The sequence below is a fragment of the Saccharothrix sabaoui genome (genome assembly GCF_051756985.1).
Lineage (GTDB): Bacteria > Actinomycetota > Actinomycetes > Mycobacteriales > Pseudonocardiaceae > Actinosynnema.
This window is the reverse complement of sequence record NZ_JBPKJK010000035.1, coordinates 19,879-34,468: the sequence shown is the minus strand read 5'-3', so window position 1 is coordinate 34,468 and position 14,590 is coordinate 19,879. Positions and strand designations below refer to the sequence as shown.

At 73.0% G+C, this 14,590-nt stretch carries 15 protein-coding genes; 3 read left to right on the top strand and 12 right to left on the bottom strand.

Going from position 1 to position 14,590, the window contains the following annotated elements; all coding sequences use genetic code 11:
* Positions 1–71: 71 nt before the first annotated feature.
* Together ACR807_RS13770 and ACR807_RS13765 are read right to left on the bottom strand one after the other, a co-directional pair.
* Complete coding sequence (locus ACR807_RS13770) at positions 72–395, bottom strand: DUF6968 family protein (RefSeq protein WP_438921675.1); 324 nt, start codon at positions 393–395, stop codon at positions 72–74.
* A 66-nt stretch (positions 396–461) separates the two neighbouring features.
* Positions 462–2,180 (bottom strand): glycerol-3-phosphate dehydrogenase/oxidase, encoded by a 1,719-nt coding sequence (locus ACR807_RS13765; RefSeq protein WP_438921707.1) that lies wholly within the window; start codon positions 2,178–2,180, stop codon positions 462–464.
* A 187-nt stretch (positions 2,181–2,367) separates the two neighbouring features.
* On the opposite strand from ACR807_RS13765, the gene ACR807_RS13760 reads away from it, so the two are divergent.
* Both ACR807_RS13760 and glpK read left to right on the top strand, forming a co-directional pair.
* Positions 2,368–3,108, top strand: a complete 741-nt coding sequence (locus ACR807_RS13760) for an MIP/aquaporin family protein (RefSeq protein WP_438921674.1) — start codon at positions 2,368–2,370, stop codon at positions 3,106–3,108.
* 14 nt (positions 3,109–3,122) lie between these two features.
* On the top strand, positions 3,123–4,628 hold the full coding sequence (glpK, locus tag ACR807_RS13755; RefSeq protein WP_438921673.1) for a glycerol kinase GlpK: 1,506 nt from the start codon (positions 3,123–3,125) through the stop codon (positions 4,626–4,628).
* Positions 4,629–4,672: 44 nt separating this feature from the next.
* Here glpK and ACR807_RS13750 read toward each other — a convergent pair whose 3' ends face one another.
* Positions 4,673–6,076 (bottom strand): NAD(P)H-quinone dehydrogenase, encoded by a 1,404-nt coding sequence (locus ACR807_RS13750; protein WP_438921672.1) that lies wholly within the window; start codon positions 6,074–6,076, stop codon positions 4,673–4,675.
* A 137-nt stretch (positions 6,077–6,213) separates the two neighbouring features.
* Between ACR807_RS13750 and ACR807_RS13745 the strand changes: the two genes are divergently transcribed.
* A complete protein-coding gene (locus ACR807_RS13745) occupies positions 6,214–6,663 on the top strand; it encodes a gamma-glutamylcyclotransferase family protein (protein WP_438921671.1) in 450 nt (149 codons plus the stop codon).
* An 82-nt stretch (positions 6,664–6,745) separates the two neighbouring features.
* On the opposite strand, the gene ACR807_RS13740 is transcribed toward ACR807_RS13745, so the two are convergent.
* The 9 genes from ACR807_RS13740 to ACR807_RS13700 form a co-directional block, all read right to left on the bottom strand.
* A complete protein-coding gene (locus ACR807_RS13740) occupies positions 6,746–7,660 on the bottom strand; it encodes an endonuclease domain-containing protein (protein ID WP_438921670.1) in 915 nt (304 codons plus the stop codon).
* Between the two features lie 151 nt (positions 7,661–7,811).
* Positions 7,812–8,609, bottom strand: a complete 798-nt coding sequence (locus ACR807_RS13735; RefSeq protein WP_438921669.1) for an ESX secretion-associated protein EspG — start codon at positions 8,607–8,609, stop codon at positions 7,812–7,814.
* Entirely contained in the window at positions 8,609–9,934 is a 1,326-nt protein-coding gene (locus ACR807_RS13730; protein ID WP_438921668.1) for a PPE domain-containing protein, read from the bottom strand. The genes ACR807_RS13735 and ACR807_RS13730 overlap by 1 nt, the downstream gene beginning before the upstream one ends.
* A 30-nt stretch (positions 9,935–9,964) precedes the next feature.
* Positions 9,965–10,273 carry a transcriptional regulator gene (locus tag ACR807_RS13725; protein ID WP_438921667.1) on the bottom strand — a complete coding sequence of 103 codons (309 nt, stop codon included), beginning with the start codon at positions 10,271–10,273 and terminating at the stop codon, positions 9,965–9,967.
* A 169-nt stretch (positions 10,274–10,442) separates the two neighbouring features.
* Positions 10,443–11,030 carry a DUF3558 domain-containing protein gene (locus ACR807_RS13720; protein WP_438921666.1) on the bottom strand — a complete coding sequence of 196 codons (588 nt, stop codon included), beginning with the start codon at positions 11,028–11,030 and terminating at the stop codon, positions 10,443–10,445.
* A gap of 6 nt (positions 11,031–11,036) precedes the next feature.
* Positions 11,037–11,477 (bottom strand): GNAT family N-acetyltransferase, encoded by a 441-nt coding sequence (locus ACR807_RS13715; protein ID WP_438921665.1) that lies wholly within the window; start codon positions 11,475–11,477, stop codon positions 11,037–11,039.
* Positions 11,478–11,488: 11 nt separating this feature from the next.
* The gene (locus ACR807_RS13710; RefSeq protein ID WP_438921664.1) at positions 11,489–12,361 is read right to left on the bottom strand and encodes an HAD-IA family hydrolase; all 873 of its coding nucleotides are present in this window, start codon (positions 12,359–12,361) and stop codon (positions 11,489–11,491) included.
* A complete protein-coding gene (locus ACR807_RS13705; RefSeq protein ID WP_438921663.1) occupies positions 12,358–12,744 on the bottom strand; it encodes a DUF1707 SHOCT-like domain-containing protein in 387 nt (128 codons plus the stop codon). The genes ACR807_RS13710 and ACR807_RS13705 overlap by 4 nt, the downstream gene beginning before the upstream one ends.
* A 10-nt stretch (positions 12,745–12,754) precedes the next feature.
* Positions 12,755–14,530 carry an acetyl/propionyl/methylcrotonyl-CoA carboxylase subunit alpha gene (locus tag ACR807_RS13700; RefSeq protein ID WP_438921662.1) on the bottom strand — a complete coding sequence of 592 codons (1,776 nt, stop codon included), beginning with the start codon at positions 14,528–14,530 and terminating at the stop codon, positions 12,755–12,757.
* Positions 14,531–14,590 lie beyond the last annotated feature (60 nt).

Below are 14,590 nucleotides of genomic sequence, written 5' to 3'. Positions count from 1 at the left end.
GGGAAGCGCTCCCGGGGAGCGGACGCTTGCGCAGGGGTCCCCGCCCGGGGACCCCTGTTCCCCGTCCGGCGTCAGCGGAGCTGGGCCGGCACGACGGACAGCCCCAGGTCGGGCATCCCCATCCAGTTCAGCTCCACCCCCGCCGCCTCGGCGCGCGCGGCCAGTTCCAGGCGCAGCTTGTAGACGCTCAGCAGCATCGCCTGCAGCGAGTCGACCCCGAACGCCCTGCCGACCACCTCGTCGCCCAGACCGGTGATCCGGTGCGGGCAGCACCAGTCGCCGTTCGAGCTCAGCGGGTCCGGTCGCGGCGCGCCGAGCACGACCACCACCGGTGAGCGCGTCCCGTCCGCCGCCACCGCCTCCAACCGCCGCTCGACCACCGCGGGAGTGGACACCGGCTCTTCGAAACCCCTCGACCCCATCACCCGTCCGACGTTACCGCCCCCCGCGCGTGGCGGGGGTCAGGTCAGGGGTTCGGTGAGCTGCGGCCGGGCCTCGGGCGCCGCCGCGCGGACGGCGTCGGCGGCCTCGTCGTCCGGCTCCGCCTGCGAGGCGCGTTCGGCGTCCACGCGCGTCGTGTAGCCGGACACCTCGTGGGCGACGCGCTCCTCGTCCCACCCGAGCACGCCCGCCATGAGCCGCGCCACCGGTTCGGCGCACTCGACGCCGCGGTGCGGGTACTCGATCGAGATGCGGGTGCGGCGGGTCAGCACGTCCTCCAGGTGCAGCGCACCCTCGTGGGACGCGGCGTAGACGACCTCCACCCGCAGGTAGTCCGGCGCGGCGGGCACGGGCTTGAGCAGGTCCGGGTCGGCCCCGCCGAGGACCTCGTGCACGAGGGAGCCGTAGCGGTTGAGCAGGTGGCGCACCCGGTACGGGTGCAGGCCGTAGCGGGTGGCGAGCTGGTCCGCCTGGTTCACCAGCGCGTGGTAGCCGTCGGCGCCCAGCAGCGGCACCTTGTCCGTGATGGACGGCTGGATGCGGCCCGGCAGGTCCACGCCGGCGGCGTCCACGGCGTCCGCGCCCATCACCCGGTACGTCGTGTACTTGCCGCCCGCGATGGCTACCAGGCCGGGCGCGACGCGGGCCACGGCGTGCTCGCGCGACAGCTTCGACGTGGACTCGCTCTCCCCGGCCAGCAGCGGCCGCAGGCCCGCGTAGACGCCCTCGATGTCGTCGTGCGTGAGCGGGGTCGCCAGGACCGAGTTGACGTGGTCGAGGACGTAGTCGATGTCCTTGCGGGTGGCCGCCGGGTGGGCCAGGTCGAGGTTCCAGTCGGTGTCCGTGGTGCCGACGATCCAGTGGTTGCGCCACGGGATGACGAACAGCACCGACTTCTCGGTGCGCAGGATCAGCCCCGACTCGGACACGATCCGGTCGCGCGGGACGACGATGTGCACGCCCTTGGACGCCCGGACCCGGAACCGCCCGCGCGAGCCCGACAGGCGTTGCAGCTCGTCGGTCCACACGCCGGTCGCGTTGATCACGGCGTGCGCCCGCACGTCGGTCTCCCGGCCGTCCTCCACGTCGCGCACCCGCACGCCCGACACGCGGTCCGCCTCCTTCAGGAAGCCGATCACCTGGGTCGAGGTGCGCACGACGGCGCCGTAGTGGGCGGCCGTGCGGCCCACCATCATCGTGTGGCGGGCGTCGTCGGCCTGCGCGTCGTAGTAGCGGATGCCGCCGATCAGCGCGTCCGGCTTCAGCGCGGGCACCAGGCGCAGCGCGCCCGCCCGGCTCAGGTGCTTCTGGCCGGGCACGGACCGCGCGCCGCCCATCGTGTCGTACATGAGCAGGCCGGCCGCCGTGTACGGGCGCTCCCAGCCGCGGCGCGTCAGCGGGTACAGGAAGGGCACCGGTTTGACCAGGTGCGGCGCGAGGCGGGTGAGCATGAGTTCGCGTTCCCGCAGCGCCTCGCGGACCAGGCCGAACTCCAGCTGCTCCAGGTAGCGCAGCCCGCCGTGGAACAGCTTGGACGAGCGGCTCGACGTGCCGGACGCCAGGTCCCTGGCCTCGACGAGGGCGACGCGCAGCCCCCGGGTCGCGGCGTCCAGGGCCGCGCCGACGCCGACCACGCCACCGCCGATGATCACCAGGTCGAAGGTCTCCGAGCCCAGCCGCTCCCACGTCCGGGCGCGCTCGTCGGGTCCGAGCCGGCCCGGTCGATCGGTGGTGGCCACGGTGGACGCCTCCCTGCTGCCGGCGTGGGTGGACGAGCCCGACAGGACTGACTCGACCACGTTACCCGTCGGTACGCCACCCGTGGACAACCGTTCGGCCCGGAACTAGCGTCAGCCGCGTTGTGGGGTGGGCAGCGCCGCCGGACCCGGACAGTGCTGCCTCCTGCCAAGGCGAGGAGGTCGGCGGATGGGCAGTGGCTCGATCTTCGTGTGGGAGTTGCTCGGTACCGCGGTGCTGATCCTGCTGGGCGCGGGCGTCGTCGCGAACGTCACCCTGAAGGACGCGCTCGGCAACTCGGGCGGGTGGCTCGTCATCACCATCGGCTGGGGTTTCGCGGTCTTCGCGGGCGCCAGCATCGCCGCTCCCAGCGGCGCTCACCTCAACCCGGCGGTGACCCTGGGCCTGGCGGTGGCCGACAAGCTGCCGTGGGGCCAGGTGCCCGTCTACTTCGCCGCGCAGCTGCTCGGGGCGTTCCTCGGCGCGGTGCTCGCGTGGCTCACCTACAAGAAGCAGTTCGACACGCACGACGACCCGGCCGGCACGCGCGGCATCTTCTGCACCGGCCCGACCGTGCCCAGCGCGCCGTGGAACCTCGTCACCGAGGTCATCGGCACGTTCGTGCTGATCACCTGGGTCCTCCTCAGCCCCGGCGCGAAGGGGACCGTGGACGGCGTGCCGCAGCTCGGCAACTCGGCGCTGGGCTACGCGGGCGTCGCGTTCGTCGTGATCGGCATCGGCAACTCCCTCGGCGGCCCCACCGGGTACGCCATCAACCCGGCCCGCGACCTCGGTCCCCGCATCGCCTACGCCGTCCTGCCGATCCGCGGCAAGGGCGCCGCCGAGTGGGGCTACGCCTGGGTGCCGATCGTCGGCCCGCTCCTCGGCGCCGCGCTCGCCGGCCTCCTCTACCTGGTCCTCCCGGTCTGAAAGGACTCACCCCCATGACGCAGTACGTCGCCGCGATCGACCAGGGCACCACGTCGACCCGGTGCATGATCTTCGACCACTCGGGACGGGTGGTGTCGGTCGACCAGAAGGAGCACGAGCAGATCTTCCCCAGGGCCGGGTGGGTCGAGCACGACCCGGTCGAGGTGTGGGCGAACACCCGGCAGGTCGCGGCGGGCGCGCTGGCCAAGGCCGACCTGAACGCGGGCGACATCGCCGCGGTCGGCATCACCAACCAGCGCGAGACCGCCGTCGTGTGGGACCGCACCACCGGGCAGCCGGTCTACAACGCGATCGTCTGGCAGGACACCCGCACCGACAAGACCTGCCAGGAGCTGGCCGCGCTGGGCGGCGGCCAGGAGCGGTACCGGGCCACCACCGGCCTGCCGCTGGCCACCTACTTCTCCGGCCCGAAGGTGCGCTGGGTCCTCGACAACGTCGAGGGCGCCCGGGAGAGGGCCGAGGCGGGCGACCTGCTGTTCGGCAACATGGACACCTGGGTGCTGTGGAACATGACGGGCGGCGTGGACGGCGGCGTGCACGTCACCGACCCCACCAACGCCTCCCGCACGCTGCTGATGGACCTCGACACGCTGAGCTGGGACGAGGGCATCGCCGCCGACATGGGCATCCCGCTGTCGATGCTGCCGGAGATCCGGTCGTCGTCCGAGGAGTACGGCAGGGTGCGCGAGCGCGGCGCGCTGGCCGGCGTGCCCATCGCGGGCATCCTCGGCGACCAGCAGGCCGCCACGTTCGGCCAGGCGTGCCTGTCGCCGGGCGAGGCCAAGAACACCTACGGCACCGGCAACTTCGTGCTGCTCAACACCGGCACCGACAAGGTGATGAGCGAGAACGGCCTGCTCACGACCGTCTGCTACAAGATCGGCTCGGCCGACCCGGTGTACGCGCTGGAGGGCTCGATCGCGGTCACCGGGTCGCTCGTGCAGTGGCTGCGCGACAACCTCGGCATGATCACGAGCGCGGCCGAGGTCGAGGAGCACGCCCGCACCGTGGAGGACAACGGCGGCGCGTACTTCGTGCCCGCGTTCTCCGGCCTGTTCGCGCCGTACTGGCGCTCCGACGCGCGCGGCGCGATCGTCGGCCTCACCCGGTTCGTCAACAGGGGCCACCTGGCCCGCGCGGTGCTGGAGGCCACCGCGTTCCAGACCCGCGAGGTGATCGACGCCATGAACGCCGACTCGGGCGTGGCGCTGACCTCGTTGAAGGTCGACGGCGGCATGGTCGTCAACGAGCTGCTCATGCAGTTCCAGGCGGACATCCTCGGCGTGCCGGTGATCCGCCCGGTGGTCAGCGAGACCACCGCCCTGGGCGCCGCCTACGCCGCCGGGCTCGCCGTCGGGTTCTGGGAGTCGGAGGACGACATCCGGCGGAACTGGGCGCAGGACAAGCAGTGGGACCCGGACATGGACGACGAGACCCGCGAGACGCAGTACGCCCTGTGGAAGAAGGCCGTGACCAGGACGTTCGACTGGGTCGAGTAGCCCTCGCCGGGAGGGGTGCCCGTTCCCGGGCACCCCTCCCGGGGTCAGTCCAGGTCGTCGTGGCGCATGAGCTGGCGGCCCGCCTCGGTGATCGACCCCGTCAGCGACGGGTACACCGAGAACGTGGTGGCCAGGTCCTCCACGGTCAGCTGGTTCTGCACGGCCAGCGCGATCGGCAGGATCAGCTCGCTGGCGTTCGGCGCGACCACGACACCGCCGATGACCACGCCGGTCGCCGGGCGGCAGAACAGCTTCACGAAGCCCCGCCGCAGGCCCTCCATCTTGGCGCGCGGGTTCGTGGCCAGCGGCAGCATGACCGTGCGGGCGGGCACCGTGCCCGAGTCGATCGCCTGCTGGCTGATGCCGACGCTCGCGATCTCCGGGTTGGTGAACACGTTCGCCGCGACCGTCTTGAGCTTGATCGGGCTCACGCCCTCGCCCAGCGCGTGCCACATGGCGATGCGGCCCTGCATGGCGGCCACCGACGCGAGCAGCAGCACGCCCGTGCAGTCGCCCGCCGCGTAGACGCCCGAGACGTTCGTGCGCGACACCCGGTCGACCGGGATGTAACCGCCGCGGCCCAGCTCGATGCCGATCTTGTCGAGACCCAGGTCGGCCGTGTTCGGGACCGAGCCGACCGTCATGAGCGCGTGGCTCGCCTCGATCGTGCGACCGTCCTCCAGGTGAATCACGACACCCTCACCGGTGTTCTCCACCCGGTCCGCGCGGGCGTGCTTCACCACCGCCGTGCCGCGTTCGGCGAACACGTCCTCCAGCACGACCGCCGCGTCGGCGTCCTCGTGCGGGAGCACCCGGTCGCGGGACGAGACCATGGTCACCTTCACGCCCAGTTCGGTGTAGGCGGAGGCGAACTCCACACCGGTGACACCCGAACCGATGACGGCCAGGTGCTCCGGGAGCTCGGGCAGGTCGTAGATCTGCCGCCAGGTGAGGACGCGCTTGCCGTCCGGCTCGGCGCCCGGCAACACGCGCGGGGTCGCGCCCGTTGCGATGAGCACCACATCGGCCGGCAGCACCTCCTTGGTGCCGTCCTCCGCCAGCGCCACCACCTCGTGCTGGGCGAGGCCCTTGGCGCCGTCGCAGAACTTCGCGGTGCCGTTGACGATCCGCACGCCCTCGCGCTGGAGGCGGGCGCGGACGTCCGCGGACTGGGCGAGCGCGAGGCCCTTCACCCGGCCGTGGACCACCGGCAGCTCCACCTCGGCGGCGGCGTTGTTGGTGCGGATGCCCAGCTCACCGGCGTTGCGGAAGGCGCTGCGACCGCCCGCGGAGGCGATGAACGTCTTGGACGGCACGCAGTCGTAGAGGACACAGGCCCCACCGGGGCCCTCGTTCTCGACGATGGTCACGTCGGCCCCGTGCTGGGCCGCGACCAGTGCCGCCTCGTAACCTGCGGGGCCACCGCCCATGATGACGATGCGGGTCACGACACGTCCTCCTCGGGGTTCGTCGGCGCTGGTTGCGCCATTTGCGACCAGGGACAACGGTACGCGGTCGGGTGCGGGGGCGTGTCGTCCGGTCTTCTCGTGCCTCGCGGTGATCGCGAGGTCGCTAGGCTGTCGTCGTGCCGCTCTATGCCGCGTACGGGTCCAACATGGACCCGAACCAGATGATGGAGCGAGCCCCGTACTCCCCGATCGCGGGGACCGGGTGGCTCGCCGGTTGGCGTCTGTCGTTCGGTGGCGAGGACCTGGGCTGGGAGGGCGCGCTCGCCACGATCGTCGAGGACCCGGACTCGCAGGTCTTCTGCGTCCTCTACGACGTGAGCCCGCGTGACGAGTCCCGCCTCGACCGCTGGGAAGGGGCCCTCGGCCTCTACAAGAAGATCAGGCTCCGGGTGCAGACCCTGGAGGGCTCGGTCACGGCCTGGCTGTACGTCCTGGACGCCTACGAGGGCGGCCTGCCCTCGGCCCGCTACATCGGCGTCGTGGCCGACGCCGCCGAAGCCGCGGGCGCCCCGGACGACTACGTGGCCGACCTCCGAACCCGCCCCTGCCAAGGCATAGGCCCCTAACCCACTCCCGAGAGTCCAACGCTCAGGCCCCGAGAGTCCAACCTCGGGGCCCCGAGAGTCCAACGCCCAGGCCCGGTGAGTTCTACACCCAGAACCCCCGGGACCTGCGCTGCGGACCACCGAGCGCTGCGTGCAGGTGGTTGAACAGGGTGATCGGGTTGCGCAGGTCGGAGGCGTCGGCACGCAGCACGCGCCACCCGCGTCGCCGCAGGTCGTCGTCACGAGCCGCGTCACGCTCGCGCCGGTCGGCGTGGGCGGCGTGGCCGTCGTACTCGAGACCGAGCCGGGCGTGCGGCCAGGCGAAGTCCAGGCGCCACACCTCGCGGCCCTCCAGGTCGCGCACGGAGTGCTGCGGCTCGGGCAGCGGGAACCCGGCGTCGGCGATCAGCAGGAGCAGCGCGCTCTCCGGCGGTGACTCGGGCAGGCCCGTCGCCAGGTCGAGCAGGGACATGCCCTGCCGTCGTCCCCGGTGGTCGGCACGGGTGGTGATCCGTTCGGCGAGGTCCGCCTTGAACCCGGCGCGTTCGTCGGCGGTGACCTGGGCCAACGCCTGGTCGGCGCACGCGAGCGCCGTGCCGCGGGGCGCCCGGCACAGCAGTTCGGTGACGGCGTGCGCAAGCGTGAGGCAGCGCAGGCCGTCGACCTCGACGACGTCGTCCGGGTGGAAGGACTGGTGGTGCACGTCGAGGCCGGAGCGCAGGCGCAGCTTGCGGCCGTAGTCGATGGTCAGGTGCACGCGGTGGGTCGACGCCGCCGTGCAGCCGTGGAGCCAGGCCGCCGTGTGGTTCGACAGCACGGCGTCCGGGCCTGCCATGAGCAGTGCGGCTGCGGCGCGGGTGCGCAGGTCCGCCATGCGTTCGCGCTGGATGACGACCGTGCGGCAGTAGCTGACGAGCCTGCCCTCGGCGATCACGCGTTTCAGCTGCTTGTGGCCGAGGTGCGCGTGCAGTTCGGTGCGTCGGTGGGCTCCGTGGAGTCCGTCGGGTAGTTCGATCATGCTGAACCGAGCAGCACTGCCGCGTTTCCGTACACGGTTCACCCGAAGGTGGCACAACGCGGCCTGAGCGTAGAACTCACGGGCCCTGGACGTTGGACTCTCGGGACCGGAGCGTTGGACTCTCGGGGCCTGGGCGTTGGACTCTCGCGGGTTAGGTGGGGGTGGTTAGGTCTTCCAGGTGGTGGAGTAGGCGGCGGGTGTCCACCGGGGAGACGGTGCTCCAGGGTTGTTGGTTGGGGGTGGCCCGGCGCAGCTGGATGTAGCGGCCCCCGGGGTTGTCGAAGAACGCGACCACGCGGTCCGGGCGGACGCGCTTGCCGTACTTGTCGCGGAACGCGGCGCCGAACTGGCCGCGGTTGCCGGCATCGCGGAACATCTCCGCCAGGGTGTGCGCGTCCTGCTGCCGGACGCCCCGTGCGGCGAGGGCGCGTTCCAGGTCGTCGGGGGTGTTCGCGCCGGCCGCCGCCGCGTCCAGGTCGGCGCTGGGCAGGGTCACCGAGTGGCCGGGCCCGGCGGGGGCCGGGGGGAGGGTGCTGAGCGCTTCGCGCGCCAGGCTCTCCGCGGACGCCGCGCGCAGGGTCAACCGGTCCTCGTCCAGCACGGCCAGCACACCGGACTGCCCCTTGGCCGCCGCCAGCACGCGGACGCTGCGGCCCAGCCACAGCCGCCCGTCGACCTCCCGCTGCGGCCGGTTGAGCAGGTGCAGCAGGTCCTCCAGCACCGGGTCGAGCGAGACCGGGCGGCCGAGGCCGCGCCGCTCCAGGTCCGCCCACGCCCGCTGCTCCAGCTCCGCCCGCTCGGACTGCGTCTTGCCCGGCGACGGCACCTTGAGCACCAGCGGCATGGTCTCCAACCGCAGGTGCTCCCACAGCACGTCGAACTCGAGCGCCGACACCGTCACCGGTTCGCGCAGGTCGCTGGTACCCAGGTCAACGCCGAACGTCGTCATCAGGAGCTGGTGCTCTCCCCGATGACGGGCGGCGAGAACCCGCCCACCCCGTAGATGTCGTCCGTCTCGCGCAGGTAGTCGGCCGCGTCGTGCGTCGCGTCCTCCTCGTCCTCCGCCGACCGCGGACCGCCCAGCCCGCCGAACGGGTCGAACGCGGGCTGCGCCGGCGCCGCGGCCACGGTGCGCTTGTGCACGGTGTCGCCGCCGCCCGGCTGGCCCGCGCCGGGCAGGCCGGCGCCGGGGACGCCGGTGCCGGTGGTGGCCGCGTGCTGCGCGCCGGCCGTGGCGAACGCGCCGAAGTCCGCCGAGCTGGCCGACGTCGTGCCGATGGGCAGCGGGGTGCCGGGCGGGAGCGGCAGGAGGTGCTGGCCCGCGCCCGGGGCGCCGCCGGGACCACCGGCGCCACCGCCACCGGCCCCGCCGGCCGCGTGCTGCTCGGTGTTCGTCGTGTCGGCGCGGCGCTTGTCGTCGTCACGGCGACCGCCGCCGATCACCCCGCCCGACCCGTGCGGTCCGTACGGCCCGTAGGAGCCGGTGCTGGGACCGGCGGGCAGGGCGTGCGTCGAGGGACGGGTGTTCGCGGCGGGCGCCGAGCCCGCCGAGGACGTGCCCGTGGAACCGCCGGTCGGCATCGGGGGCCGCTGCGCCGGCACGGGACCGCGACCGCCGCCCCGGCCGCCGCCGCGCCAGCCGCGACCGCCGCCCCAGCCGCGACCGCCGCGCGGCCCGCCGTAGCCCCACCCGGGACCGGACACGCCGGGCGCGTCGTTGCGCACCGAGTCGCCGGCGCTGATCACCAGCTGCGGCGGCTGGTGGAACTGCCCCAGCGTGTTGGTGTTCGACGTCGTCGAGGACGCGTAGGTGGTCATCACCTCGCGGGCGCGCTGCTCGGCGGCGTTGGCCGCCTTCTCCTGCACCTCGTAGTCGGTCTGCGCGCCGACCAGCGTGGTGATCGCGCTGACGAGCAGGTTCGGCTTCTCCGCGGTGACCGGCACCGGCGGCGGCATGTCGGAGCGCGCCTTGGAGATGTAGTCGGCCTGGAGCTCGGCGGAGATCCGCATCACCTCGGAACCGGCGCGCGCGTCGTCCGCCCACGAGGCCAGCGGGTTGATGCCCATCCGGGCCTTGTCGGCCGCGGCGCCCTCCCACGAGGCCCCGGAGCGCAGCACGCCGGCGTGCAGCTCCGAGTTGATCTCGGCCAACGCCGCCGAGACGCCTGCCCAGCGCTCCGTGGAGGCGTGCGAAGCCTGCGGTCCCGGCCCGGAGTTGATCGCCTGGTACAGCTCTTCGTGGCTGTACCCGCTCCAGCGGTGTCCATCGGGCATAGAAGATGTCCCCTTGCCTGCGCGGGGCGCCTAGCGGCCGCCCTGCTGTCCCATCAAGCCGGTGTTGTCCTCTTCGATGGACCTGTACTGCCGTTCGACGAGGGTGAGCGCGTCCATCGCCGACTTCAGCTGCTGCTGGTAGTTCTGCAACGCGGTCAGCGCCGAGTCGCCGGACTCCAGCGACCGGTCGTTGAACTTCTCCGCCGCGTCCTGGCTCACCGGGTCACCGGCCCAGGGACGCACCCTGACCTCGGTGATGGCGAGCTCGATCTGCTGGTCCAGCCTCGTCAGCGCGCCCGAGAAGGCGCTGCGGAGACTGGGGATGGCACTGGGGTCCACGTTCAGGGTGTGCGACAAGGGCGGTGGTGAGCCCGCGTCGCCACTGAGTCCGCGGTCTTCCGACGGCATGGACGACCTCCCCGTCTTCCCGACTTCCGTCGCGCATGGTCACTCTAGTCACAGGGTCCGACAACGGGGAGTGCGCACGTGCGCACATCCCCCGCGTGGGTCAGCGCCGTCGCAGCAAACCGACCACCGCCGCTTCCGCCGCGCGCTGCGCTCCCTGGCACAGTGTGTCCTGCTTGGCCTTGTTCTCGTTACCGCCGTCGCGGAACATCACGTCGAGGAACTGCCCTTCCGCGACGTCCACCTCGACGTTGCACACGTTGTCCATCCCGGGTGTCCTGACGGTGAGCCCGGGAAACCCGTTCACCGTCGTCTGACGTGCGTCGACCTGCGCGTTCTCGTCGAGCCACACGCCGATGCCCTCGACTGTGACGAGCGCGAGGCGCACCACGTTCCCGCTGATGTTGCTGCGCATGGTGCACGCCTTCGCGTTGCCGAAGCTCGACTCGACGTACGCGCTCGGCGGGTTGTCCAGGCTGAGCGCGACCCGCTGGTCGTCCGACAGCACCGAGCACGGGTCGACGTCGTCCAACCTCAGCTCGCCGGGGCGCGGCGGCATGGGCGGCACGCTGGTGGCGCTCGCGATGACCGGTTCGTCGGACCGGCCGTCGGCGGTGTTCTCCGGTGAGGGCGTGCAGGCCGGCAGCGCCAACGCGCACAACGTGGCGATGATCACGCGAGCAGCCCTCATGAGCACCTACCGTAGTCGGGTCCACACGCCGAGTGGACCCCCGGCTGTGAAGCCGGTGCGTTCGGCGAGCCGCCGGGCGGCCTCGTCCGGGGGTCTGGCGGTGAGCAGGGGGAGGTCGAGGAAGCCGAACCCGAACCGCGCCACCGCGTCCGCGGCGTGGGCCGCGACGCCCCGGCGGCGGCGGGCGGGCGTGGTCCAGCAGGTCAGCTCGCCGCGCGCGGTCAACGCGACCTCGCCGACGGCGGCGCCGGTGAGCTGGTCGCACACCGCCCAGGAGCACACCTCGTCCGCGTGCCACTGGCGCAGGCGTTCCGCGACGTGGGCCGCCGCGGCGTCCAGGTCGGGGAGCAAACCCCCCTCGACGAGCGCCACGCGGTCGTCGATGCGGTCGTCGTGCCGCAGTCGGCGCAGGTAGAACTCACCCGCGTTGATCTCTACGGCCTCCATGGGCGCGCAGACTAGTCGGTGACGAACCCGTCGTACCGGGCGGCCAGCGCTTCGAGGAGGCCGCGGTGCGCCGAGGCGGCCTGGCCGTCCGGCCCGGCGGACAGCTCCACGACCCAGTCGGCGTCCTCGGCGTCGTCCTCGCCGGCCAGCAGGTCCTTGTGCACGGCGCACGGCCGCCAGCCCGCCTCGGCCAGTTCCGCCGCGGCGTCCTCGGCGTCGTCCCGGTCGTGCAGGACCAGCAGCAGCGGGCCGTCGGCCGGCGGCGCGCCCGCGCCGTCCCCGCCGCCGAGCAGGCCGCGGGAGCGGAGGGCCTCGTGCAGGGCGGCGTGGTCCGGCGTGTGCACGGCGTCGAGGCCGATGGTCCGGGCCGCCGCCGCGTTCTGCTCGTTGTCGTCGCAGAACAGGGTCGAGGACGCTGAGTGCTGAAGCACCCGCAACGCCCGCCGGAACGCCTCGGGCGACGGCTTGGCCACGCCGAGCCGCGCGGAGGTCACGACGGCGTCCACCTCGCGGTTCAGGCCCAGGGCGGAGAGGTCGCCCGGCAGGCGGTCGGTGGCGTTGGACAGCAGCGCGACCCGGCACCTCCCGCGCACCCGCCGCACCAGCTCCAGCGCCTCGGGGACCACCTCGCCGGTGCGCGTCCACGCCGCCACGGCCGCCGCCGCCCGGTCCTCGGGCACGCCCTCGCGGACCAGCTGGTCGCGGACCGCCGCACGCCACTCCGCGTCGGTGACGCGGCCGGTCACGGCGGGCACGGACAGCGCGAACGACACCCGCGCCAGCGTCCCGCGCGGCAGGCCGAACCGGTCCTCGATCGGCGCGTCCGGCCCGAACCGGCGCAGCACGCCGTCGAGGTCGAGCAGCAGCAGCGTCGGCGCGCTCACCGGTCGCGCATCCGGCCGAGCAGCAGCATCACGGGCAGGACCAGCAGGAACACGAACGGGTTCTTGACCAGGAAGAACAGCACCAGGCACCCGAGCAGCACGGCCGGCAGCACCACGCCGGACAGGCGCGGCTCCAGCGCGAACGACCGCCGCACGGGCCGTTCCGCCGGCGGCGACGGCGTGACCTGCCGGAACCGCGGTCGCGGGTCGGGCAGGTCGGCGAACAGCCGGAGCAGGTCGCCCCGCGTGCGGGCGGTGGCGACGCGGGCGGAGCGCTCGCCGAACTCGTCCACGGTCAACCGCCCCTGGCCGAGGTGGTCGCCGAGCAGTTCGAGCGCGTGCTCGCGCTCCGCGTCGCCGATCCGGATGTCCCGCTCGCTCACACGTGCGAGCCTATTCCTTGATCTCGCAGAGCACCGTGCCCTGGGTGACCGCCGCGCCCGGCTCGGCCGCCAGGCCCGTGATCGTGCCCGACTTGTGGGCGGTCACCGGGTTCTCCATCTTCATGGCCTCCAGCACGACGACCAGCTCGCCCGCCTGGACCTGCTGCCCGTCCTCGACGGCCACCTTGACGATCGTGCCCTGCATGGGCGCGGCCACCGCGTCGCCGGACACGGCCGCGCCCGCCTTGCCGCCGGCGCGCTTGCGCGGCTTGGCCTTCGCGGCCGCCTTCGCCGCGCCGCCGCCGGCACCGCCGCCGAGGGCCAGGTCACCGGGCAGCGACACCTCCAGGCGACGGCCGCCGACCTCGACCACGAGGGTCTGGCGCGGCTCGTCCTCGGCCGCCTCCGCGCCGCCGGTGAACGGCTCGATGGTGTTGTCGAACTCGGTCTCGATCCACCGCGTGTGCACGGTGAAGCCCTCGTCGGTGCCCACGTACGCCGGGTCGCGCACGATCGCGCGGTGGAACGGCAGCACGGTGGCCATGCCCTCCACGACCATCTCGTCCAGCGCGCGCCGCGCCCGTTCGAGGGCCTGGGTGCGGTCCTCGCCGGTGACGATCAGCTTCGCCAGCAGCGAGTCGAACTGGCCGCCGATGACCGTGCCGCTCTCCACGCCCGCGTCCACCCGGACGCCCGGGCCGGACGGCGCGGTGAACGTGGTCACGGTGCCGGGGGCGGGCAGGAAGTTGCGGCCCGCGTCCTCGCCGTTGATGCGGAACTCGATCGAGTGACCGCGCGGGGTCGGGTCCTCGGTGAACCGCAGCGGCTCGCCGGCGGCGATGCGGAACTGCTCGCGCACCAGGTCGATGCCCGCGGTCTCCTCGCTGACCGGGTGCTCCACCTGGAGGCGCGTGTTGACCTCCAGGAACGAGATCGTGCCGTCCACCGCGACCAGGTACTCGACGGTGCCCGCGCCGTGGTAGCCGGCCTCCTTGCAGATGGCCCGCGCGGACCGGTGGATCTCGGCGCGCTGCTCGTCGGTGAGGAACGGCGCGGGCGCTTCCTCCACCAGCTTCTGGTGGCGGCGCTGCAACGAGCAGTCGCGCGTGCCGACGACGACGACGTTGCCGTGCTGGTCGGCCAGCACCTGCGCCTCGACGTGCCGCGGCTTGTCCAGGTAGCGCTCGACGAAGCACTCGCCGCGGCCGAACGCGGTGACCGCCTCGCGCACCGCGCTGTCGAACAGCTCGGGGATCTCCTCCAGCGTGCGGGCGACCTTCAGGCCGCGTCCGCCGCCGCCGAACGCCGCCTTGATCGCGACCGGCAGCCCGTGCTCCTCGGCGAACGCCACGATCTCGTCCGGGCCGGACACCGGGTCCTTGGTGCCGGGCACCAGCGGCGCGCCCGCGCGCATCGCGATGTGCCGCGCGGTCACCTTGTCGCCCAGGTCGCGGATGGCCTGCGGGGTCGGCCCGATCCAGGTCAGGCCCGCGTCCAGCACCGCCTGCGCGAAGTCGGCGTTCTCGGACAGGAAGCCGTAGCCGGGGTGCACCGAGTCCGCGCCGGCGCGCTTGGCGACGTCCAGCAGCTTGTCCACCGACAGGTAGCTCTCGCCCGGCGTGGTGCCGCCCAGGGCGAACGCCTCGTCCGCGAGCCGGACGAACGGGGCGTCGCGGTCCGGGTCCGCGTACACCGCGACACTCGTGAGACCTGCGTCACGACAGGCGCGGATGACCCTGACGGCGATCTCACCGCGGTTGGCGACGAGGACCTTGCGCAGCGACACGACGTCCTACCTCCTGGCAACGCTGGTACTGGAGCGGCAATGGTCGGGAAGTTTAATGAC

Bases quoted from the DNA above. Each gene is read 5' to 3' on its own strand.
- ACR807_RS13760 (WP_438921674.1), top strand. From the start codon at position 2,368: ATGGGCAGTGGCTCGATCTTCGTGTGGGAGTTGCTCGGTACCGCGGTG.
- glpK (WP_438921673.1), top strand. From the start codon at position 3,123: ATGACGCAGTACGTCGCCGCGATCGACCAGGGCACCACGTCGACCCGG.
- ACR807_RS13740 (WP_438921670.1), bottom strand. From the start codon at position 7,660: ATGATCGAACTACCCGACGGACTCCACGGAGCCCACCGACGCACCGAA.
- ACR807_RS13735 (WP_438921669.1), bottom strand. From the start codon at position 8,609: ATGACGACGTTCGGCGTTGACCTGGGTACCAGCGACCTGCGCGAACCG.
- ACR807_RS13730 (WP_438921668.1), bottom strand. From the start codon at position 9,934: ATGCCCGATGGACACCGCTGGAGCGGGTACAGCCACGAAGAGCTGTAC.
- ACR807_RS13720 (WP_438921666.1), bottom strand. From the start codon at position 11,030: ATGAGGGCTGCTCGCGTGATCATCGCCACGTTGTGCGCGTTGGCGCTG.
- ACR807_RS13715 (WP_438921665.1), bottom strand. From the start codon at position 11,477: ATGGAGGCCGTAGAGATCAACGCGGGTGAGTTCTACCTGCGCCGACTG.